Below are 21,120 nucleotides of genomic sequence, written 5' to 3'. Positions count from 1 at the left end.
CCTCCGTGCGGTGTGTTCCTAGACAGCTCCACCACATCGGAGGTCTTCGCCATGATCAAGCCCCGCGACTGTCAACAACGCTCGTGATCAATACATCTAGGGCGTGTTCGACCGGTGACGGACCGGATGCAAAAAGTGGTCGCACGCCCCTCGTGGCGGCGATGTGTCGTACCCCACACTGGGGGCGGTGCCTGAGTCCTCGGAGCGCGGCCGGTCCATTCCCGGTGGGCCTCTCATCCCCGCGGATCCGCTCATCGCGTACGGGACGGACAGCGGCGGCAGGGCCGCCGCCGTCCCACCGCCGCACGTCCCCCAACCGGCAGCGAGCAGCCTGGAGGTCGCCCCCGTGCAGACCCGGACCCTGACCGACGCCGATCCGGCCACCGCCGTACCGCTCCCGGCACCCGAGGTGTCCGGCGCGCCGGAGGTGCCGGAGCCGCTCGAACCCCTGGAACCACTGGTGGCGGAGCCCCTGGAGCCCCTGGAACCCCTGGAGGCGCTCGCACCGGGATCCCCGGGACCGCTCGAACCGTTCCTGGCGCCCGGGCCCGCCGGCCCGGCTCCCCGCCGTCCCGCCGCCGACACCGGCAGCGGCCCCTCGGCGGACCTCTTCCGCCAGTACCTCCGGGAGATCGGCCGCATCCCACTGCTCACCGCGGCCGAGGAGGTCGAGCTGGCCCGCCGGGTCGAGGCCGGGCTGTTCGCCGAGGAGAAACTCACCGGCACCCCCGACCTGGACTCCCAACTCGCTCTGGACCTCGACCGGCTGGTCGTCATGGGCCGGATGGCCAAGCGCCGGCTCATCGAGGCCAACCTGCGCCTCGTCGTCTCCGTCGCCAAGCGGTACGTGGGGCGCGGCCTGACCATGCTGGACCTGGTGCAGGAGGGCAACCTGGGGCTGATCCGCGCGGTCGAGAAGTTCGACTACGCGCGCGGCTACAAGTTCTCCACGTACGCCACCTGGTGGATCCGCCAGGCCATGTCCCGCGCCCTCGCGGACCAGGCGCGCACCATACGGGTCCCCGTCCACGTCGTGGAGCTGATCAACCGCGTCGTACGGGTCCAGCGGCGGATGCTCCAGGAGCGCGGCTGCGAACCCACCCACGAGGAGGTCGCCGCCCAGCTCGACCTGACGCCCGAACGGGTCGGCGAGGTGCTGCGCCTGGCCCAGGAGCCGGTCTCCCTGCACGCGCCGGTCGGCGAGGAGGACGACGTCGCGCTGGGCGACCTCATCGAGGACGGCGACGCCGCGTCCCCCGTCGAATCCGCCGCCTTCCTCCTCCTGCGCGAGCACCTGGAAGCGGTGCTGTCCACACTGGGCGAACGCGAGCGCAAGGTCGTCCAGCTCCGCTACGGGCTGATCGACGGCAGGCCCCGCACCCTCGAGGAGATCGGCCGGATCTTCGGCGTGACGCGTGAACGCATCCGCCAGATAGAGTCCAAGACCCTCAACAAGCTGCGGGACCACGCCTTCGCCGACCAGCTGCGCGGCTACCTGGACTGAGCGCCCCGGCCGGGCACCCGCCGGCCGCGGCCCGGCGCCGGCCGAGCGCCCGGCCCCGTCAGTCCACCTCGGCCACCGCCCGCGCGAACTGCGCCGCGTGGAGCCGGGCGTACGCGCCGCCCGCCGCCAGCAGTTCGTCGTGGGTGCCCTGCTCGACGATCGACCCGCGCTCCATCACCAGGATCACGTCCGCGTCCCGGACGGTCGACAGCCGGTGCGCGATGACGAAACTCGTCCGCCCGTGCGCCAGCCGCGCCATCGCCTTCTGGATCAGCACCTCGGTACGGGTGTCCACCGAACTCGTCGCCTCGTCCAGGACCAGGATCACCGGGTCGGACAGGAACGCCCGGGCGATGGTGATCAGTTGCTTCTCGCCCGCGCTGACCCCCGCTCCCTCGTCGTCCATCACGGTGTCGTACCCGTCCGGCAGCGTACGGACGAACCGGTCGGCGTGCGCGGCCCGCGCCGCCTCCTCGATCTCCTCCCGGCTCACGTCCTCGCGCGCGGAGCCGTACGCGATGTTCTCGGCGATGGTGCCGCCGAACAGCCAGGTGTCCTGGAGCACCATGCCGATCGCGGAGCGGAGCTGGTCCCGCGACATACGCCGCACATCCTCCCCGTCCAGCAGGATCCGGCCGCCGGTCACCTCGTAGAACCGCATCAGCAGGTTGACCAGGGTGGTCTTGCCGGCGCCGGTGGGGCCGACGATCGCGACCGTCCGGCCGGGCTCCACCGTCAGCGACAGGTCCTCGATGAGCGGCTTGTCGGGGTCGTACCGGAAGGACACCTTCTCCAGCGAGACCCGCCCGCGCGGCCGGGGCGCCGGCGTGAGGGCCGGGGCGTCCGGCTCCTGTTCCGCCGCGTCCAGCAGCTCGAAGACCCGTTCGGCGGACGCGACCCCGGACTGCACCAGGTTGGCCATCGACGCCAGCTGTACGAAGTGCGGCTGCGACCGCTTGCCCACCCGGGTGGCCACGACCACCGAAAGCGGCACGGTCACCAACGCGACCAGCGCCAGCAGCGGCGAGATCCAGAACATCATCGCCAGCACGCCGACGATGGTGAGGGCCGAGTTGATCAGCTGCCCCATGGTCTGCTGCATGGTCTGCGAGATGTTGTCGATGTCGTTGGTCGCCCGGCTCAGCACCTCGCCGCGCTTGGCCCGGTCGAAGTACGACAGCGGCAGCCGCTCCAGCTTCGCCTGGACGTCCTCCCGCATCCGGTACACGGTCCGGTTGATCACCCTGATCGACAGCCGCGACGACACCAGCATCAGCAGCCCGGCCACCACGTACACCGCCAGGGCCAGCAGCAGTACGTCACCGACGGCACCGAAGTCGATGCCGCGCCCCGGGACGAAGTCCACCCCGGAGAGCATGTCCGCCAACCCGCCGTCACCCTGGGCGCGCAGCCCCGCGACGGCCTCCTCCTTGCTGGCCCCCTCCGGCATCGAGCGCCCGACGACACCCGCGAAGACCAGGTCCGTCGCCCGGCCCAGGATCATCGGCCCGACCACCGAGGCCGCCACACCCAGCACCCCGGCCGCCAGCATCAGCCACAGCGTGGCCCGTTCCGGCGCCAGCCGCCGCAGCAGCCGCCCGCCCGAACCCCTGAAGTCCATCGAGCGCTGATCGGGGCCGCCCCCGGCCATCATCCGTCCCGCCGGCCCCGCCATCAGGCAGCCTCCGCTTCCGTGAGCTGGGAGAGCACGATCTCCCGGTATGTCTCATTGCCCGCCATCAGCTCCTGGTGGCGGCCCGTCCCCACCACCCGGCCCTCGTCGAGGACCACGATCCGGTCGGCCTCGCGGATCGTGGACACCCGCTGGGCGACGATCACCACGGTCGCCCCGGCGGTCTCCCGCGCCAGCGCCGCGCGCAACGCCGCGTCCGTCGCGTAGTCCAGCGCCGAGAAGGAGTCGTCGAACAGGTAGATCTCCGGCCGCTGGACCAGCGTCCGCGCGATGGCGAGCCGTTGCCGCTGCCCGCCGGACACATTCGTACCGCCCTGGGCGATCGGCGCCTCCAGACCCCCCTCCAGCTCCCGTACGAAGCCGGCGGCCTGCGCCACCTCCAGCGCGTGCCACAGCTCCTCGTCGCTCGCGTCCGGCTTGCCGTAGCGCAGGTTCGTCGCCACCGTCCCCGAGAAGAGGTACGGCTTCTGCGGGACCAGCCCCACCGCGCGCGCCATCAGCGCGGGATCCAGCTCGCGCACGTCCACCCCGCCCACCAGCACCTGACCGCCCGTCACGTCGAACAGCCGGGGCACCAGCCCGAGCAGCGTCGACTTGCCGCTGCCGGTCGACCCGATGACCGCGGTCGTCTCGCCGGGCCGGGCCACCAGGTCCACCCCGCGCAGCACCGGCTCCTCCGCGCCCGGATAGCGGAAGTCGGCTCCCCGCACCTCCAGATGCCCGTGCCGTGCCAGCCCGGTGACCGGAGCCAGGGGCGGTACGACACTGCTCGCGGTGCCCAGCACCTCCTCGATGCGCTCGGCGCACACCTCGGCGCGCGGCACCATCATGAACATGAAGGTGGCCATCATCACCGCCATCACGATCTGCATCAGATACGCCAGGAACGCGGTGAGCGCGCCGATCTCCATCCCGCCGCCGTCGATCCGGTGCGCACCGAACCAGACCACCGCCACGCTCGACACGTTCACCACCGTCATCACGGTCGGGAACATCAGCGCCATCAGGCGCCCGGTCGACACCGACACGTCGGTCAGGTCCGCGTTGGCGCGCGCGAACCGTTTCCGCTCATAGGCGTCGCGGACGAACGCCCTGATGACCCGGTTGCCGGTGATCTGCTCGCGCAGTACCCGGTTGACCGCGTCCAGCCGCTCCTGCATGGTGCGGAACAGCGGCCGCATCGCGCGCACGATCAGCGAGACGGCGACGCCCAGCACCGGGACCACGGCCAGCAGGACCGCCGACAGCGGCACGTCCTGGCCCAGCGCCATGACGATGCCGCCCACGCACATGATGGGCGCCGACACCATCAGCGTGAACGCCGTCAGCGCCAGCGTCTGCACCTGCTGGACGTCATTGGTGGTGCGGGTGATCAGGGACGGCGCCCCGAACCGGGCCACCTCGCGCGCCGAGAAGGACTGCACCCGGTCGAAGACGGCCGCCCGCACGTCCCGCCCCAGCGCCGCGGCGGTGCGCGCCCCGTAGCGGACGGCTCCGATGTTGCAGGCGACCTGGAGCACGGACACCGCGATCATGAGGGCGCCGAACCACAGGATGTGATCCGTGTCCCCCTTCACGACACCGTTGTCGATGATGTCGGCGTTGAGCGTCGGCAGGTAGAGCGTGGCGCACGTCTGCGCCAGCTGGAGCGCCACCAGCAGGGCTATGGGCCGCTTGTACGGCCCGAGATGGTTGCGGAGCAGTTGTCTGAGCACAGGCCCACTATCGCCCGGGCCCCCGGGCCGTCACCAACGGGTTTCGGCGCCCGCGCTACGAGCCGAACCCCGGTTGCGCGGCCGGGTCGTAGGACATCCCCGCGCCCGGCGCGGTGTCGTACGGCAGCCCCGAGGGGTGCGCCGGCCCGGGCACCTGGCCGTGCGGCTGCGCCGGTACCGGGCCGGCCGGCTGCCCCGGCACCGGGGCCGGGTCGAACGCCCCCGGGTGCAGCTGGTCCCGGGTCGCCCCGTACTGCTGGCGCACGGCCTGCCCGACCGGAAGCTCCTCCCCCGGCTCGAACACCTGGGCCGCCGCCCCCTGCCAGGCCGGCGGGGTTTGTGGCGACAGCGTGCCGTGCGACACCCCGAGCGCCCAGGCCGCCTGCCGCGCCGCGCCCAGCGCCGCGTAGTCCGCCGGCTGCGGGACGACGACCTGGGCCCCGAAGATCGCGGGTGCCGCGGCCTGCACCGCGGGCAGTTCGGCGGCGGCGCCCAGCAGGAACACCCGGCGCACCTCCACCCCCCGCCCCCGCAGCACGTCCATCGCGTCGGCGAGCGAGCACAGCATGCCCTCGAACGCGGCCCGCGCCAGGTGCTCCGGCTTCATCGACTCGCGCCGCAGTCCGCTCAGCGTCCCGGCGGTGTGCGGCAACTGAGGGGTCCGCTCACCCTCCAGGTACGGCAGCAGAACGAGGCCCGAGGCGCCCGGGGTCGACTTCAGCGCCAGCGCGGAGAGCTCCTCCAGGCTGTCCACGCCCAGCATCTCGGCCGTGCCGCGCAGGGCCCGTACCGCGTTGGAGGTGTGCACGACCGGCAGGTGCATCCCCGCCGCGTCGGCGTACGCGGTGATCATCCCGCGCGGATCGGCCAGCGCCTCGTGGTGCACGGCCATCACCGACCCGGAAGCGCCGAGCGACACCACGGCGTCCCCGGTGCCGAGGCCCAGGCCCAGCGCCGCGGCCATGGTCTCGCCGGTCCCGGCCGAGATCAGCAGCCCCTCGGGGGTCATCCCCGCGGCGTCGGCGGGCCCCAGCACCTCGGGCAGCGCGGCCTGGTGCCCCAGCGCCAGCTCCACCACGTCCGGCCGGTACGCGCCGGTCGCCGCCGACCAGTACCCGGTGGCCGACGCGGCCCCCCGGTCGGTGGTCCGGCGCACGGGGCGGCCCAGCAACTGCCACACCAGCCAGTCGTGCGGCTGGAGCACCATCGCGATGCGCCGCGCCGCCTCCGGCTCGGTCCGCGCCAGCCAGCGCAGCTTCGCCACCGGCATCGCCGCCTGCGGTACCGAGCCGACCGCCTCGGCCCAGGCCCGCCGGCCACCGAACGCCTCGACCAGATCCGCCGCGGCCACCTGGGCGCGCTTGTCGTTGCCCACCAGCGCGGGGCGCACCAGGGCGCCCTGCCGGTCGAGCGGCACCAGGCCGTGCTGCTGCGCCGAGACGCCGATGGCCTGCACACCCTCCAGCAGGCCACCGGCGGCGGCCTCGCCCAGCGAGAGCAGCCACGCCTGCGGGTCCACCTCGGTGGCCTTCGGCTCCACGGGGTGCGGCGCGTAGCCCTGCCGCAGCACCGCGCCCGTGTCGGTGTCACAGACGACGATGCGTGTGAAACCCGACGAACTGTCCAACCCGGCGACTATCCCCATGCGGAAGATTCTGCCGCACTCCGCCCACTGCTAGGTGTTGGTGGTCCCCCAGTCGTCCTCACCGCCCTGGCCGCGCTCCCGCAGGGAGCGCACCCGCTCGGCCACCGACTCGGGCATCCGGTCGCCGACCTTGTCGCTCACCGCGTGGAACGCCTTGCCGGCCACCTCCCGCCCGGTCTGCGCGGCGCTCTCGGCGGCGTTGCGCACGGCGGGGTTGTGCGAGATCTCCCGCGCGGACTTCCGCAACTGTTCGTACCGCTCGCGGCCGGCCCGGGTGCCGATGACGTATCCCAGGGCCAGTCCGGCGAGGAACGTGAGCTTGTAGCGCATGGCTGCCACCCTTCCGTAGGCGTCGGTGCTGGCCGCCTACCCGTGATGGCCGGTGATCACCCCGGATGATCACGGGGGAACCGATTGGCGGAGCACCCCCCTGCTTGCGCTAATGTATGTGTCGCAGCGAGCGCGCGCCGCCCGGGGAAGCCCCTGGTAGGCACGTTCGCCGCAACGCAGCAATCCCCTGTAGCTCAATTGGCAGAGCAGCCGGCTGTTAACCGGCAGGTTACTGGTTCGAGTCCAGTCGGGGGAGCGCGGTCCCCTGTAGCTCAATTGGCAGAGCATTCGGCTGTTAACCGGAGGGTTGCTGGTTCGAGTCCAGCCGGGGGAGCGGTGGCAGGAGAGGGTCCTCAGGGGCCCTCTCCCGTTTTTTTCGTACGAGTTCGCCCCGATGGGGAACCGCGCAGGTCGCAGCGCGGTCCTCATGGGCGTGCGTGGCCGACCCGTACGGAGCAGGAGATCGTATGAGCGGCTATGCTGCGGCAGACGGCGCGCACAAGTGTGCGCGACGCGCCGTAAGGGGCGGTAGCTCAGCCGGTTAGAGCAGCGGACTCATAATCCGTCGGCCGTGGGTTCGAGTCCCACCCGCCCCACTTTGGAGCGTATCTGCAGAAACGTTTCGACAGCGGTGACCGGGGTGCCCCCGGCGTGGCGCGGACGACGCGCCGGGCCGGGGGCACCCCGCTGTCCCCACCCGCACCGCCCCACGGTCCGGCCCCCGGCCGCCTCTCCGTCCGCTGCCGCCGTCGCCGCCCCTCGCCGCCCGGGCCGGGTCCGCGCCGGCGGCCGGGCCTCGGGACCGGCCCGCCGTTGCCTTCCCCGTCCGTATCCGTACCGGATCGGCTTCGCGCATTCACGAGGCGGGAATGTCACCGCCCTCCGTCCTCAGCGCTCCGCGCGACCGTCCGTCCTGCGCCGCACGGGACGGGACGGGCGGGCGGCCGGAACTGCGCCCGCCGTGTGCCGGCAGGCGCGGGCGCGGCCGGGAGGGGGGTCACGCGTCGCGGGTGCTCGGGCGGCGCGCGCCGGGCTCCCACCGGCGGCCCGGGGCGGTTTGTCCTACTGGAATTCTATTAATCCCCATGGGTGGCGCGAATTCTTATTTTCGTCGGCGGCCCACAAGAATGACGGCTCTTCCCGTCGTTGGAGGTGCCGTTGTCCCGCGCTGTCTCATCCACATCGAACATGACAACACTCGGGTGCGCCCTGTTCGCCACCCGCTGGCTCCAAGCGCCGCTGTACTTCGGCCTGGTGGCCGCGCAGGGCGTGTACGTCTACAAGTTCTTCAACGAACTGTGGAACCTCATCCACCACGTCATCAGCGGCCAGGCGGACGAGACCCACGTCATGCTGGCGGTCCTCAAGCTCGTCGATGTCGTGATGATCGCCAATCTGCTGATCATGGTGATCGTCGGCGGGTACGAGACCTTCGTCTCGCGCATCGGCCTGCAGGGCCACCGCGACCAGCCGGAGTGGCTCTCGCACGTCAACTCCAACGTCCTCAAGGTGAAGCTGGCCACCGCCATCGTCGGCATCTCGTCGGTGCACCTGCTGCAGATGTTCGTCGACGTGCACCACACGTCCCACCACTCCCTGCTGTGGGGGACGGTGATCCACATGGCGTTCATCCTGTCCGCCGCGATCCTGGCGTACATGTCGGGCCCCATGGCCGCCCACGAGGCCAGGGCGCACGCGGCGAAGGAGACGCCGCGGCCGGCGGTCGTGCTGCCGCGCCAGCGCGGCGGCGGTGACGAGGAGCCCGGGGAGCGCGGGGCGCCCGGGGAGCGCGAGGAGCGTGGCCCGGGCGCGGAGGCCCGGATCGAGGAGGCCGGGTTCCCGGCCCGCAAGGTCCTGGAGATGTTCGACGACGGTCACCTCCGCTCGCCCACTCCGCAGGCCCTCGCCCGGCTGGGCAAGGTCGACTTCGTCGCCCGCGGGGGGAACGTGGTGCTCCTCGGCCCCCCGGGGACCGGGAAGACCCACTTGGCCGTCGCCCTGGGCGTACGGGCCTGCCAGGCGGGCCACCGCGTGCGGTTCGCCACCGCCGCCGAGTGGGGCGCCCGGCTCCGGGACGCCAAGGCGGCCGGCCTCGTGGGCAAGGAACTGGCCGCGCTGGACGCGTATCCGCTGCTGATCGTGGACGAACTCGGCTACGTGCCCTTCGAGCGGGAGACCGCCCAGCTCCTCTTCCAGCTGGTCTCGCACCGCTACGAGCGCGCCTCCCTGATCGTCACCAGCGACCGGCCCTTCGGGCGGTGGGACGAGGTGTTCGCGGACGCCGGGCTCGCCTCGGCCACCGTCGACCGGCTGGCCCACCACGCGGACGTGGTGACCCTGGAGGGCGACAGCTACCGCACCCGCCGGCTGGAGGGCGCCGCCGTCGCGGGGTGGGACGAGGGGCGCCGGTGAGAGCGGGCCCCGGACCTTCGCGGTCCGGGGCCCCTTCGCGTCGCGGACCGCCCGGCGCTCCGCCCGCGCGGACGTCTCGCGGTCGCGGTCACGCGGTCGGGTCGGCCGTCGGCGAGAGGGCTGGCCCCACGGGCTCCGGCCCGCCGCGCCGGTTCGCCGCGACGCGGACCGCCGTGAGCTGGAGCACCAGCCCGAGCAGGGCGGCGCCGGCGGCCCACAGCGGCAGCACCGAGCCGTCCCAGCCGAGCGAGAAGGCCACACCGCCCAGGCCGGATCCCACGGCGCTGCCGAGGTAGAGCGCGGACTCGTTCAGGGCGACGGCGACCGGGCCGCCCCGCTCGCCGCGCGCCTCCAGCAGGTCGTTCTGCTGGGGCACCTGAAGGGCCCAGCCCACGGCGCCCCAGAGGGCGATCGGGGCCAGTGCGACGAGCGGGTGGACCGCGGCCGTGAGGCGGAAGGCGACGAGCGCCAGGACGAGCAGCGCCAGGATGCCGACCACCAGGGTGTACGGGCGGCGCACCCGGTCCACCAGGGAACCGATGAGGACGCTGCCGACCACACCGCCGATGCCCCACGCCCACAGGTAGGGGGTGATGCTCTCCACTCCGCCCATGGCGTCGCTCGCCATCACCGGCGCGAAGTAGGTGTAGAGACCGAGGCTGGCCACGGCGGCGAAGAACGAGACGCCGACGATGGAGGCGACCCGGGGGTCGGTGAGCACCTGCGCGCGCTGGCGCAGGGAGACCGAGGTGGTGGCGGGCAGGGCGGGCAGCCGGAGGGCGAGCCCGGCGAAGGAGACCAGCCCGATGGCGGTCACCAGCCACAGCGTGGAGCGCCAGCCCGCGTGCTCGGCGATGAACACACCGGCGGGGACGCCGAGGACCGTTCCCGAGCTCATCCCGCCCATGATCACGGCGAGGGCGCGCCCCCGGCGCTCCTTGTCGACGAGAGAGGCCGCGGCGGCGGCGCCGAGCGCCAGGTAGAGGCCGGCGCCGACGCCGGCGAAGGCGCGGGTGACCAGCAGCACGGGCAGTGAGGCGGAGAGCGCGCTGCCGGCGTTGGCGAGGGCGAAGACCGCCAGCGACCCGAGCAGCCCGACGCGTACCCGGGAGGCGGAGAGGAAGGTGGCGAAGACGGGGGAGGCGATGGCGTAGGCGAGGGTGAAGGTCGTGACCATCTGCCCGGTGGCGGAGACGGACGAGCCGAAGTCCTCGGCGATGACGGGGAGCAGACCGGCGGTCACATAGGCGTCGAGGCCCAGGGCGAAGGCGCCCAGGCCCAGGAGGTAGACGAGTTTCACTGGCATCCCAATGTTCGATGATCGCGGTTCATTAGTACATAGTGGGGAGTGCGCCGCGAGAGCAAGCGGGAGGAGGGAAAACCAGCCGATCCGTACGCGGTCGGCTGTGCGATTCTTGGGGGGTGCGCCGTTACTTCCACCCAGCCACCGCCGACATCTGCCTGCCGGAGGTGCTCTTCGCGCTGAGCGACGCCACCCGGCTCGGTATCGCGGTGGAGCTCTCCGACGGCGGTGAGCGGACCGCCGGGGAGCTGGGCGGCGACATCGCCAAGTCGACGATGACCCACCATCTGAAGATCCTGCGGGAGGCCGGCGTCCTGCGGGTCCGCTCCGAGGGGACCCGCTGCTACAACTCCCTGCGCCTGGAGGACCTGGAGAGCCGGTTCCCCGGGCTCCTCGGCCACATCCTGGGCGCCGCCGCGTCCTGCGGGTACACCTCGCTGCCCGGACCCCGGTAGGAGGGCCCCCGGGGCACCGGCGGACACCGGCCGGCGCCCCGGGGGAGCGAGGGGTCAGAGGTCGAGCGTGATGTCGTACGCCGTCAGCCAGGAGTTGAGGCCCAGCGCCATCTCCAGCCCGGAGCGCTCGTACTGCGCGCTCATCCGGCTCAACGGGCTGTCCAGCAGGCGTGTCACGGCCGGCCGGTCGAGCAGCGGCAGCACCGGCGAGGAGGGGTCGGCGACCACCTGGGACAGCGCCTGGCGCAGCCCGCGCTCGTACGCCGGGTCCTGGGTGGTCGGGTACGGACTCTTGACCCGCCCCACGATGGAGTCGGGCAGCAGGTCCTTGGTCGCCGCCCGCAGCAGGCTCTTCTCCCGGCCGTCGAAGGACTTCATCTCCCACGGCACGTTGAAGACGTAGTCCACCAGGCGGTGGTCGCAGAAGGGGACGCGGACCTCAAGTCCGACCGCCATGCTCATCCGGTCCTTGCGGTCCAGCAGGGTCTGCACGAAGCGCGTGAGGTTGACGTAACTCATCTCGCGCATGCGGCGGTTGACGTCGTCCTCGCCCGCCAGCACCGGTGCCTCGGCGACGGCCTGGGCGTAGCTGTCGCGCAGGAAGTCCGGCATGCCGAGCTTGTGGATCAGCCCGGGGTCGAACAGCGACTTGCCGTCGAAGTACTTGCCGGTCGCGGAGGTGAGCCAGGGGAAGGTCTCCGCCTCGACCGCCTCCTTGTCGAAGAACCACCGGTACCCGCCGAAGACCTCGTCGGCCGACTCGCCCGAGAGCGCCACCGTCGAACGGGCGCGGACGGCCTGGAACAGCCGGTACAGCGAGGGCCACATGTCGCCCCAGTAGGCCGGCGGCAGGTCCAGCGCGCCCAGGACCTTGGCGCGCAGCCCGGGATCGGCGAGTTCGGCGCTGTCGATGACGACCTCGCTGTGCTCGGCGCCGATGTGCTGGACCAGATCGCGGACGAACGGGGCGTCCGAGGTGCCGCGCACCGGGTCGACCACGAACTCGGCGCCGTGGTCGGCGAAGTCCACCGAGAAGGAGCGCACCGGCCCCTCGCCGCGGCCGGCCAGCTTCTGGGAGGCCAGCGCGGTGATGACGGAGGAGTCCAGTCCGCCGGACAGCAGCGAGCACAGCGGCACGTCCGCCACGGTCTGCCGGTCCACGATGTCCTCGAGCAGCCCGCGCACGGTGTCGATGGTCGTGTCCAGGTCGTCGGTGTGCTCCCGGGCCTCCAGCGCCCAGTAGGTCCGCTTGGACAGGCCCTCGCGCCGGACGCGCACCAGCTGGCCGGGGCGCACCTCGTACATGCCCGAGAAGACGCCCTGCTCAGGGGTCTTCACCATCTCCAGGACCTCGCGCAGACCGTCGGCCCCCACCCGGCGCGGCACGGAGGGGTGGCCGAGAATCGCCTTCGGCTCGGAGCCGAACACCACGCCGTCGGGGGTGGGGAAGTAGTAGAGCGGCTTGACGCCCATCCGGTCGCGGATCAGCAGCAGGGTCTGGCTGCGCGCGTCCCACAGGGCGAAGGCGTACATGCCGTTCAGCCGGGTCACCAGGTCCTCGCCCCACTCCAGGTAGCCGCGCAGCACCACCTCGGTGTCGCTGCGGGTCCTGAAGCGGTGGCCCCGGGACTCCAGTTCGCGGCGGAGCTCCTGGAAGTTGTAGACCTCACCGCTGTAGGTGAGGCAGGCCAGCGTGCGGCCGTCCTCCTCGGCCGCCATGGGCTGCCGGCCGCCGTCGAGGTCGATGATCGACAGCCTGCGGTGCCCGAGGGCCGCGTGCTCGTCGGCCCACATGCCCTCCGCGTCCGGGCCGCGGCAGGCCATGGTCCTGGTGATGGCCGACAGGGTCTGCTGGTCCTGGCGAACGTCGCGGGCGAAGTCCACCCATCCGGCGATTCCGCACATGGCGGTCTCCTTCAACTGACGTGGGTTACGGGGATTTTGAGGAACCGAAAGTCGACAGGGGCTGCGGGGTCCGCCCGGGCTGTGGGGAGCGGGGCACCGGAGCCCGGGGGTGGGGCGCTAGCCGAGGCGCTCCCAGTCGGCCTCCCTGAGCACGGTCCGGCCGCCGGGGAAGTAGGCCACCGGGCCGGTGGCGCGGACCTCGCGCTCCATGGTGTTGAGCAGGCGCTGGAGGCCCAGCGCGTCCGCCAGCCCCGGGAAGGGCGTGCCGGGCCGGTGGCCCGAGGTGACGAACCTGGTGACGTCGGCGGCCATCCGGCCCAGCTTCACCACCGTCCGGGCACCCGGCGGGACCGGCCGCCCGGTGGTGTCCAGTTCGTGGATCACCTCGTCGCCGTCGTCGGTGCGGCGCCACACGCGCACCCGGTCGGCGTCCCAGACCGGGGTGTCGTACACCGCGCTCGCGTACACCAGTTCGCCGGTGCCGGAGCGCAGGACGAAGTCCACCTCGCGCTTGCGGGTGATGTTGACGAAGCTGCTGTACCCGGTGACCGTCCCGGTGCCGAGCCGGCCGGCCAGCGCGACGCTGTCGAGGACCTCGGGTCCCGAGACGGAGAAGTCCGACCGGGTGCCCAGGACGGAGTCGAGCGCGATCTCCCGGCCGTCACCGGCGATCCACTGCACCAGGTCGAGCGGGTGGACGATCTCGCTCGGCACCCCGCTGGTGGGGCGGTGGTCGTTGATCCGGTCCTTGCCCCAGGTGAAATGGGCCCGCACCAGTTCCAGGCCCTCGCGCCGGATGTGGTCCCGCAGCAACACCGTGGCCTCGGAATAGCGCTCGACGAGATCGAGGCAGAATCCGGACACCTTGGCCAGGGCGGATTCGACGGACGTCAGATCGTCCCGCGAGGTCGTCAGCGGTTTCTCCGCCACGACGAATCCCTCGTAGCCGGACAGCTCGTTCAGCACGGAGGCGTGCGCCTCGTCCGGGACGGTGACCACCACGACATCCGGCCGGAAACCGGCCAGGGCCCCGGGAACGGAATCGTAGTAGGGAATGTCGGTGGCGGCCCTGGTGCGGCCCACATGGGCGAACGAGACCGGTTCCCCGGTGTTGCGGAAAGCGGTGCGGAACCTGCTGCCCGCGTAGCCCAGTCCGACGATCAGTACTCTCATGCCTCACGCCTCTCTCAGGTCCAGGGTCAGAAGGTCCTCGCCGCTCGGCAGGAAACCGAGGTTGCGGTAGAGCCGCGCGCCGTCCGGGGTCGTCTGGAGGGCCACCGAGGAGGCGCCCCGGGCCCGCAGCCAGGCGAGGGCGTGCTCCATCACGCGCGCGCCCAGCCCCTGTCGCCGGAGTGCCGGGTCGACCACCACCCCCTGCACCCAGCCGGTCCGGCCGTCCGGGCAGAGCGGGGTGGGGGCCCGGTCGTCGACGACGGCGATCGCGCAGGCGCCGAGGTCCGCCGGCTCGCCGATGACGGCGACGTGCACCCGGTCGGCGGGCTGGGCGAGAACCCGGTCGAGCCACACGCGGTATCCGCGCCGCCAGGCCGCGTCCTCGGCCGGGCCGCGGGCCACGTACGGGCCCTCGCCCGTGCTGAGCAGAAAGGCGCGCAACCGGACGAGCTCTTCTATGTCGGCGGCGGTCGCCGGCCGCGGCTGGAGGCTTCGTGGCGCAATCACGAGAAGGACTGTAGGAGGGTTTCGGCGGCAAGAGAAATGCAAAGGGAATTCGTCTATGCGATCCGTGCATGACTGGATTTCCTGCGGTCGCTGCCTCGCTTTATGTGCCACCGCCATAGGGCTGCCCGGGCGGGTATTTCTCTTCGCTGGCCGGTGCGGCTAGCTTTCCCCCGTCAGGAGCTTCCGAACGTGTTTGACGGAGGATTCATGTTCAGCTATGCCGATTTCTTCGCCGCCGAAATAGAAGCACTCAAGCAGCGGGGTGGTTACCGGACGTTCCTTGAGATCGAACGACGGGCCGGAGCGTTCCCGGCGGCTCTGAAGCACGGCCCCGGCCCCGGGCGCCGTATCAGCGTCTGGTGCAGCAACGACTACCTGGGAATGGGGCAGCACCCGCTGGTCCTGGAGGCCATGAAGAGAGCGGTCGACGAGTCCGGGGCGGGCAGCGGCGGTTCGCGCAACATCTCCGGCAACAGCCATTACCACGTGCGCCTGGAGGAGGAGCTGGCCGAACTCCACGGCACCGAGGCGGCATTGATCTTCCCCTCCGGCTACGCGGCGAACGACGCCGCGCTGACCGTGCTGGCCGGCCGGCTGCCGGGCTGCGTGGTCTTCTCCGACGAGCTCAACCACGCGTCGATGATCGCGGGCATCCGGCACAGCGGGGCGGAGAAGCACGTCTTCCGTCACAACGACGCCGACCACCTCGAAGAGCTGCTGGCGGGCACCGACCCGGCGCTGCCCAAACTCATCGCGCTGGAGAGCGTGTACTCGATGGAGAGCGACGTGGCGCCGCTGCGCCGGATCGCCGAACTGGCCCGCGAGTACGGGGCCTTCACCTATCTCGACGAGGTGCACGCGGTCGGCCTGTACGGGCCGCGCGGCGCGGGCAAGGCGGCCGAGCTGGGCCTGGAGGGCCGTTTCGACGTCATCCAGGGCACGCTGGCGAAGGCGTTCGGCTCGGCAGGCGGGTACGTGGCCGGTCCCGCTCCGGTCGTGGACGCGGTCCGCAGCTTCGCCTCGGCGTTCATCTTCACCACCTCGCTGCCGCCGGCGGTGGCGGCCGGCGCGCTCGCCGCCGTCCGCCACCTCAAGAGGTCCGACCGGGAGCGCGAGCAACTGCTGGCCAGGGCCGCGCTGCTCAAGGAGCTGCTGGCGGAGTACGGCATTCCCGTGGTCTCGGACGAGGCGCACATCGTCCCGGTGCTCGTCGGTGACGCCATGGCCTGCCGTGCGGTCGCCGACGAACTGCTGGAACGGCACGGCTGCTATGTGCAGCCGATCAACTCGCCCAGTGTTCCGGTCGGTTCGGAGCGGCTGCGGGTGACCCCGACCCCGCAGCACAGCGACGACGAGGTGGTCGCCTTCGCCAGGGCGCTGGACGGCATCTGGGACCGGGTCGGGCTGGCACGCCGGCCCGCCAGGACCGTGGTGGCCTGAGGCGGCGCGGCGGGCCGTCCGGCATCCGCTCGCCGGCCGTGCGGTGGAACGGGCGGGCGGTGGTGCGGCGACGCGGTGGAGCAGGTACGCGGTCGAGCAGGTACGTGGTGGAGCAGTCGGAGAAGGAGAGAGATCGTGGGGAAGAACGTCGTCGTCGTGGCCGATCCGCTGGCGGCCGACGCGCTCGGGCAGCTCGACGGCTGCGAGGTGCGGCACTGCGACGGCCGGGACCCCGGCGCGCTGCGCCGGGCGCTGCGGGACGCCGACGCGCTGCTGATACGGAGCGGGACCCGGGTGGACGCGGAGGCGCTGGCCGCCGCGCCGCGGCTGCGGATCGTGGCCCGGGCCGGCGTGGGGCTGGACAACGTCGACGTGGACGCCGCCACCCGGGCCGGGGTGATCGTGGCCAACGCCCCGCTGTCCAACGTGCTCAGCGTGGCCGAGCTCACCGTCGGCCTGATCATCACCGCCGTGCGGCACGTCGTGCCGGCCGGCCGGGCGCTGCGCGAGGGTCGTTGGGAGCGGTCGCGGCACCAGGGCCGGGAGCTGGCGGGCAGCACGGTGGGGATCGTCGGCCTCGGGCACGTCGGGACGCTGGTCGCGCGGCGGCTGGCCCCCTTCGACGTGCGGATCGTGGCCCACGACCCGTATGTGTCCACGCCGCGCGCGGAGCAGCTCGGGGTGACGCTGCTGGGCCTCGACGAGCTGATGGCCAGGAGCGACTTCGTCACGGTCCATGTGCCGAAGACCCCACGCACCGACGGGCTCATCGGCGACCGCGAGCTGCGGCTGGCCAAACCGTCCCTGTACCTGGTCAACACGGCGCGGGGCGGGATCGTGGACGAGGCGGCCCTGGCGGTGGCGCTCAAGGAGGAGCGGATCGCGGGGGCGGCGCTGGACGTCTTCGCGATCGAACCGGCCGTCGGCAACCCGCTGCTGGCGTTCGACTCCGTGGTGGCGACTCCCCATCTGGGCGCCAGTACGCGGGAGGCGCAGGAGCGGGCCGGCCGGGAGGCGGTGGCGGCGGTTCGCAAGGCGCTGGCGGGGGAGGTGGTACCGCACGCGGTCAACGGTGCGGCGGTGGCGAGGGCCCGGGAGCTGGCGGCCACCGGGGCGCCCGAGGCCGGCTGACGGGTCCGGGCCGCGCCGGGACGGACGTGGCCGCCGCGCCGAGGGGCGCGGCGGCCATGTCGTCGTGTCACCGCCGTGAGCCGCCGACGAGGCCGGAGGAGACGGAAGGGACGGAGGGGATGTGAGAGGCGGGGGCGGCGACGCGGCGGGCGGCGTCCGCCGCCCTCACCCGTTCCACCACCGAGGTGAAGCGGTCCGCGAGCGGATGAGCCCCCTGGACGGGCCGGATGAGCGAGATGGGGATGGCGGGCGCGCCGCGGAGCGGGACGAACCGCACCGAGGGATGCAGGTTCCGGCGCAGGACGAGATCCGGTACGAGGCTGAGCCCGCGGCCCGCCGCGACCGACTCCAGGCACTCGTCGAAGTTGCCGCACCGCACGGTCGCGCGGGGCCGCAGCCCCTCGGGCCAGTCGTCGTCCCGGACCGGTCCGCTCACCGCGTTGATCACGACCGGATGGTCGGCCAGCTCCGTCCAGTCCACCCGGGAACGCGTCGCCAGGGGGTGGCGCGCGGGCATCGCCACCACGTATCCCTCGGTGCCCAGCGGGGTGAGCCGGACGCCCTCGGCCGGTGGCCGGCCGCGCACCACGGCCACATCGGCGACCCCCAGGTCGACACCCGCGCACGGGTCGTCCCTGCGCCGCAGCTCCACGCGGGCGCCGGTCTCCTGCTCGAACTGGACGATGGCCTCGTGCACCCATCTGTCGGGCAGCAGCCAGCAGAAGCCCAGCCGCAGGGCGGGGTGCCGGACGTCGGGGAACAGTGCCTGCTCGACGCGGGGGAGCAGGGCCTGGAGCTGCTCCCGCAGCTTGTGGCCCGCCGGGCTCAGGGTGACCTGGCGGGTGGTGCGGTGGAACAGCCGGACGCCGAGCTGTTCCTCCAGGCGGCGGATGGTGCGGGTGAGGGCCGGCTGGTTGCTCTCCAACTGGGTCGCGGCGTGGGTGAAGCTGAGCGTGTCCGCCACCGCGAGGAAGGCGTGCAGTTGCCTGAAACTTACGTCTGAGATCTGCATGAGTGATCCTCGATTCCCCCAGGAGCCGTGGGTCTGGCCGGTCCCGCGCCTCAGGCGGCCGTGTGCCCGGCGGGCCGCCCCGTGTCGGCGTACGTGACGGTCGCCGAGAACCGCACCTGTCCGTCCTGAGTGGCCGCGACGCGGACGCCGTGGAGGCCGTCGCCGGCGGGGACGGGGGGCGTGGCACTGATCAGGCAGGGGGAGTCGAGCTCGACGTACCGGAAGAACGAGCAGGTCACGCCCCGGATCTCGGTGTGCGCCCCGTCGCCGGCGGCGTGAGCGGCCTGGTGGGCCGCTTCGATCAGCAGCATGCCGGGGACGTGGTCCACGGCGTGGTCGAACAGGACCGGGTGGGAGGTGTCGACCCGGAGCAGCCAGGCGGTGCCGCCCGTGGCGGGCGTCTCCCGGTCGGACGTCTCCCGGCCGGACGTCCCCTGGCCGGACGTCCCCTGGCCGGGCGTCTCCCGGCCGGGCGGGGAGAGGACGACGTCCTCGGGGCGGAGGCGGCGGGTGAGCCGGTGCGCGATGGGCTCGGGCGCGGTGGGCGCACCGGCCATGGCGCGGGCGGCGTCGCTCCGCTCGCCGCGGAGGCGGCGGTAGACGGTCTGCGCCTGGACGGCGAACCGGGTCTCGGCGGTGGCCACGCGCCTTCCGCCGCGCGTGACGAGCAGGCGCATCGACAGGGCGGAGAGCCGCGAGCCGCGCTGGGCGAGGTCGTGGCACTCCACGTGCAGCGTCACGTCCGGGTCGAGCGGCTGGCGGATGGTGGCGGGCGCCTCGATCCGGTAGGCGAAGCGGTCCCAGATGAGCTGGTGCCCGAAGGGCACGTCATAGGCGGCGTGGCACAGGAGGGGGAACGTCTGGCGGACGGTCTCGCAGAGCAGCAGCGGGTCGCAGGACAGCAGGGGGCGGCCGCACGGCTCCACCCGGTAGAAGGCATGGCTCTCGGGCCAGCGAGCGGTTATTCGGAAGGCGTCCGGCCCGGTCCGGTACCAGCGGGTGAGGTAGACCTCCCCCGGATCGGATTTGTGTACGAGACGTGGAGTCACGAGGTCGGCATCGGTCTGAGAAACGTCCGGCGCGTTGCATGCGGGCGCGTGCATGGGTCCCTCCCCCAACAGCGGTGCCACGGTGTGGCACATCGTTGTCACTGGCAATAACATAGAGACCGTTCTGTTTTTTGTCGAGAAACCGGCGGTCCGCATGGCGAGACGAATGCAAGAGCGCGCAGTTCATACCCGGCAGGTGATCCTCCGTGCGGCGGCCGAGGTCTTCGACGAGACCGGGTACGACGGGGCCGGGATCGCCCGGATCCTCGCGCGGGCCGGGGTGACGCAGGGCGCGATGTACTTCCACTTCACGTCGAAGGAGGAGCTGGCCCGCGCGGTCATCCTGGAGCAGGCGTCCGACGTGCGGCTTCCGGAGGGTCCCGACGGGCTGCGGCAGCTCGTGGACGTGACGCTCATCCTGGCCCGGGAGCTCCAGACCAATGTGCTCCTGCGGGCCGGGGTGCGGCTGGCGGTGGACCCCAGCGGGCCCGCCCCGCACGACGACTCCATCTACGAGTGGTGGGCGGAGCGGTTCAGGGAGGAGCTGGTGGTGGCCCGCGACAAGGGCGAGGTGCGTGCCGACCTCGACGCCGAGGAGTTCGCCCAGACGCTGGTCGGGGCGTACACCGGGACGCAGATAATGTCCCAGATCGCCTCCAACCGCAGGGACCTCCCGCGCCGGATCGTCTCCCTCTGGCGCTACCTGCTGCCGGGCATCGCCACCCCCGAGGGCCTGCGCCGGGTCGCCCTCATCGACGAACGGGACACGACATGGGCATGAGTGAGCGCCGGGTGGTCCTCACCGGGGTGACGGGTTTCATCGGCGGACGGCTGGCCGCCGCCCTGGTGGGCGCGCGGCGCGACGGCGCCCGGCTCGCCCTGCGCGGCGTCGGGCGGGGTCCCGCCCCGCGGTGGTGGACGGAGGCGGGCGGGTCCTGGGTCGAGGCCGACCTGGCCACCCCGCACAGCCTGCGCGGTGTGTGCCGGGACGCCGACGCCGTGCTCCACCTGGCCGCCCGGGTCGGCGGCGGTGAGGAGGAGTGCGCCGCGGTGAACGTGGACGGCGCCTCGGCGCTCATGGCGGACGCCGTGCGCCACGGCGTCGGCAGGATCGTCCACCTGTCCACCGCCGCCGTCCACGGCAAGGGCCCGCACGACGGCGCCGACATGGCCACGACGGTGCCCGCGCCGGTCTCGGCGGCCAGCAGGACCCGGCTGGCCGGGGAGCGGTTCGCCCTGGACGCGGGGGCTGTCGTGCTGCGCCCCGGGCTGGTGCTCGGCGCCGGGGACCGCTGGGTCGTGCCGGCCCTCGCCGAGTCGCTGGAGCGGGTTCCCGGGCGCTGGGCGGGCGGCAGGGCCCGCCTGTCGGTGGTGGACGTGGCGGACCTGGCGCGGCTGATCGTGGCGCTCACGGTGGCGCCCGGCCCGCCGCCGTCCGGCGTGCACCACGCGAGCCACCCCGAGCCGGTGCGGGTGGGGGACCTGCTGGACCGGCTGGCCGGCCTTGGCGTGCTGCCCGCCGTGCCGGACCGGGACCTGTCGTGGGAGGCGTGCCTGGCGCGGCTGGCGGCCACCGGGGGCAGGGTGAGCGAGCGTCAGTTCTCGCTGCTGGCCCAGGACCACTGGTACCGCGGCGAGGACATCTGGCGGAAGGCGGACTGCCCGCCGGGCCCCGGTGTGCTCGCCGGGCTCACGGCGTCGGCCGACTGGTACCGGGACCACCTGGCCGGAGCGCGGTGAAGCGGTGCCCGCCCGGCCGGGCGGGGCCCCCGGGGGGGGGGGGGGGCGGCCCGGGGGCCGCGATTGAGGGGGGCCCCCCGCGGTTGGGGGGCGGGGCCGTGGGGTA

At 72.8% G+C, this 21,120-nt stretch carries 17 protein-coding genes and 3 tRNA genes; 10 read left to right on the top strand and 10 right to left on the bottom strand.

All coding sequences use genetic code 11. The features are described from left to right. Positions 1-187 precede the first annotated feature (187 nt). A complete protein-coding gene (locus AB0H53_RS28370) occupies positions 188-1,504 on the top strand; it encodes a sigma-70 family RNA polymerase sigma factor (RefSeq protein WP_362119298.1) in 1,317 nt (438 codons plus the stop codon). Between the two features lie 58 nt (positions 1,505-1,562). Here the strand turns inward: AB0H53_RS28370 and AB0H53_RS28365 are convergent, their stop codons facing one another. Genes AB0H53_RS28365 through AB0H53_RS28350 form a run of 4 tightly spaced genes read right to left on the bottom strand, consistent with a single transcriptional unit; the run spans position 1,563 to position 6,887 of the window. Then, entirely contained in the window at positions 1,563-3,179 is a 1,617-nt protein-coding gene (locus tag AB0H53_RS28365) for an ABC transporter ATP-binding protein (RefSeq protein ID WP_362119295.1), read from the bottom strand. Further along, positions 3,179-4,912 carry an ABC transporter ATP-binding protein gene (locus AB0H53_RS28360; RefSeq protein WP_362119292.1) on the bottom strand — a complete coding sequence of 578 codons (1,734 nt, stop codon included), beginning with the start codon at positions 4,910-4,912 and terminating at the stop codon, positions 3,179-3,181. The genes AB0H53_RS28365 and AB0H53_RS28360 overlap by 1 nt, the downstream gene beginning before the upstream one ends. 55 nt (positions 4,913-4,967) lie before the next feature. Beyond that, positions 4,968-6,557 carry an FGGY family carbohydrate kinase gene (locus tag AB0H53_RS28355; RefSeq protein WP_362119289.1) on the bottom strand — a complete coding sequence of 530 codons (1,590 nt, stop codon included), beginning with the start codon at positions 6,555-6,557 and terminating at the stop codon, positions 4,968-4,970. Positions 6,558-6,587: 30 nt separating this feature from the next. Then, a complete protein-coding gene (locus AB0H53_RS28350) occupies positions 6,588-6,887 on the bottom strand; it encodes a YtxH domain-containing protein (RefSeq protein ID WP_362119286.1) in 300 nt (99 codons plus the stop codon). Between the two features lie 183 nt (positions 6,888-7,070). Here AB0H53_RS28350 and AB0H53_RS28345 point away from each other — a divergent pair. From AB0H53_RS28345 to istB, 4 genes are all read left to right on the top strand, one after another. Further along, positions 7,071-7,143: transfer RNA gene (locus AB0H53_RS28345), tRNA-Asn, on the top strand. Positions 7,144-7,148: 5 nt separating this feature from the next. Continuing rightward, positions 7,149-7,221 (top strand) — tRNA-Asn (locus AB0H53_RS28340). Positions 7,222-7,409: 188 nt separating this feature from the next. After that, positions 7,410-7,483: transfer RNA gene (locus AB0H53_RS28335), tRNA-Ile, on the top strand. 592 nt (positions 7,484-8,075) lie between these two features. Continuing rightward, complete coding sequence (istB, locus tag AB0H53_RS28330) at positions 8,076-9,299, top strand: IS21-like element helper ATPase IstB (protein ID WP_362119283.1); 1,224 nt, start codon at positions 8,076-8,078, stop codon at positions 9,297-9,299. A gap of 88 nt (positions 9,300-9,387) precedes the next feature. Here the strand turns inward: istB and AB0H53_RS28325 are convergent, their stop codons facing one another. Then, positions 9,388-10,605, bottom strand: coding sequence for an MFS transporter (locus tag AB0H53_RS28325; RefSeq protein WP_362119280.1), 1,218 nt, complete (start codon positions 10,603-10,605; stop codon positions 9,388-9,390). A 116-nt stretch (positions 10,606-10,721) separates the two neighbouring features. On the opposite strand from AB0H53_RS28325, the gene AB0H53_RS28320 reads away from it, so the two are divergent. Beyond that, on the top strand, positions 10,722-11,057 hold the full coding sequence (locus AB0H53_RS28320) for a metalloregulator ArsR/SmtB family transcription factor (RefSeq protein WP_362119277.1): 336 nt from the start codon (positions 10,722-10,724) through the stop codon (positions 11,055-11,057). Positions 11,058-11,111: 54 nt separating this feature from the next. Here AB0H53_RS28320 and asnB read toward each other — a convergent pair whose 3' ends face one another. The 3 genes from asnB to AB0H53_RS28305 all read right to left on the bottom strand — a co-directional run bounded on the left by asnB (position 11,112) and on the right by AB0H53_RS28305 (position 14,642). After that, complete coding sequence (gene asnB / locus AB0H53_RS28315) at positions 11,112-12,962, bottom strand: asparagine synthase (glutamine-hydrolyzing) (protein ID WP_362119274.1); 1,851 nt, start codon at positions 12,960-12,962, stop codon at positions 11,112-11,114. Positions 12,963-13,079: 117 nt separating this feature from the next. Continuing rightward, positions 13,080-14,135, bottom strand: a complete 1,056-nt coding sequence (locus AB0H53_RS28310) for a Gfo/Idh/MocA family oxidoreductase (protein ID WP_362119271.1) — start codon at positions 14,133-14,135, stop codon at positions 13,080-13,082. A gap of 3 nt (positions 14,136-14,138) precedes the next feature. After that, positions 14,139-14,642 carry a GNAT family N-acetyltransferase gene (locus tag AB0H53_RS28305; RefSeq protein ID WP_362119268.1) on the bottom strand — a complete coding sequence of 168 codons (504 nt, stop codon included), beginning with the start codon at positions 14,640-14,642 and terminating at the stop codon, positions 14,139-14,141. 207 nt (positions 14,643-14,849) lie between these two features. Between AB0H53_RS28305 and hemA the strand changes: the two genes are divergently transcribed. Next, entirely contained in the window at positions 14,850-16,082 is a 1,233-nt protein-coding gene (gene hemA / locus AB0H53_RS28300) for a 5-aminolevulinate synthase (protein ID WP_362119265.1), read from the top strand. Between the two features lie 135 nt (positions 16,083-16,217). After that, a complete protein-coding gene (locus AB0H53_RS28295) occupies positions 16,218-17,213 on the top strand; it encodes a hydroxyacid dehydrogenase (protein ID WP_362119262.1) in 996 nt (331 codons plus the stop codon). A 67-nt stretch (positions 17,214-17,280) separates the two neighbouring features. Here the strand turns inward: AB0H53_RS28295 and AB0H53_RS28290 are convergent, their stop codons facing one another. Then, positions 17,281-18,225: a LysR family transcriptional regulator gene (locus AB0H53_RS28290; protein WP_362119259.1), complete on the bottom strand. Its 945-nt coding sequence runs from the start codon at positions 18,223-18,225 to the stop codon at positions 17,281-17,283. Between the two features lie 50 nt (positions 18,226-18,275). Beyond that, positions 18,276-19,274, bottom strand: a complete 999-nt coding sequence (locus AB0H53_RS28285) for a ScbA/BarX family gamma-butyrolactone biosynthesis protein (RefSeq protein ID WP_362119256.1) — start codon at positions 19,272-19,274, stop codon at positions 18,276-18,278. Positions 19,275-19,428: 154 nt separating this feature from the next. On the opposite strand from AB0H53_RS28285, the gene AB0H53_RS28280 reads away from it, so the two are divergent. Both AB0H53_RS28280 and AB0H53_RS28275 read left to right on the top strand, forming a co-directional pair. After that, positions 19,429-20,055, top strand: coding sequence for a ScbR family autoregulator-binding transcription factor (locus AB0H53_RS28280; protein WP_362119253.1), 627 nt, complete (start codon positions 19,429-19,431; stop codon positions 20,053-20,055). Continuing rightward, positions 20,052-21,014: an NAD(P)-dependent oxidoreductase gene (locus AB0H53_RS28275; protein WP_362119250.1), complete on the top strand. Its 963-nt coding sequence runs from the start codon at positions 20,052-20,054 to the stop codon at positions 21,012-21,014. Before AB0H53_RS28280 ends, AB0H53_RS28275 begins: the two co-directional genes overlap by 4 nt. Positions 21,015-21,120 lie beyond the last annotated feature (106 nt).

This window comes from Streptomyces sp. NPDC050856, assembly GCF_040653855.1.
GTDB lineage: Bacteria > Actinomycetota > Actinomycetes > Streptomycetales > Streptomycetaceae > Streptomyces.
The sequence above is the reverse complement of the archived record's forward strand: the minus strand, read 5'-3'. Positions and strand labels throughout refer to the sequence as shown.

Coding starts and splice junctions, on each gene's coding strand:
- hemA (WP_362119265.1), top strand. CDS start 14,850: ATGTTCAGCTATGCCGATTTCTTCGCCGCCGAAATAGAAGCACTCAAG.
- AB0H53_RS28290 (WP_362119259.1), bottom strand. CDS start 18,225: ATGCAGATCTCAGACGTAAGTTTCAGGCAACTGCACGCCTTCCTCGCG.
- istB (WP_362119283.1), top strand. CDS start 8,076: ATGACAACACTCGGGTGCGCCCTGTTCGCCACCCGCTGGCTCCAAGCG.
- AB0H53_RS28350 (WP_362119286.1), bottom strand. CDS start 6,887: ATGCGCTACAAGCTCACGTTCCTCGCCGGACTGGCCCTGGGATACGTC.
- AB0H53_RS28275 (WP_362119250.1), top strand. CDS start 20,052: ATGAGTGAGCGCCGGGTGGTCCTCACCGGGGTGACGGGTTTCATCGGC.
- AB0H53_RS28355 (WP_362119289.1), bottom strand. CDS start 6,557: ATGGGGATAGTCGCCGGGTTGGACAGTTCGTCGGGTTTCACACGCATC.
- asnB (WP_362119274.1), bottom strand. CDS start 12,962: ATGTGCGGAATCGCCGGATGGGTGGACTTCGCCCGCGACGTTCGCCAG.
- AB0H53_RS28310 (WP_362119271.1), bottom strand. CDS start 14,135: ATGAGAGTACTGATCGTCGGACTGGGCTACGCGGGCAGCAGGTTCCGC.
- AB0H53_RS28365 (WP_362119295.1), bottom strand. CDS start 3,179: ATGGCGGGGCCGGCGGGACGGATGATGGCCGGGGGCGGCCCCGATCAG.
- AB0H53_RS28280 (WP_362119253.1), top strand. CDS start 19,429: ATGGCGAGACGAATGCAAGAGCGCGCAGTTCATACCCGGCAGGTGATC.
- AB0H53_RS28325 (WP_362119280.1), bottom strand. CDS start 10,605: ATGCCAGTGAAACTCGTCTACCTCCTGGGCCTGGGCGCCTTCGCCCTG.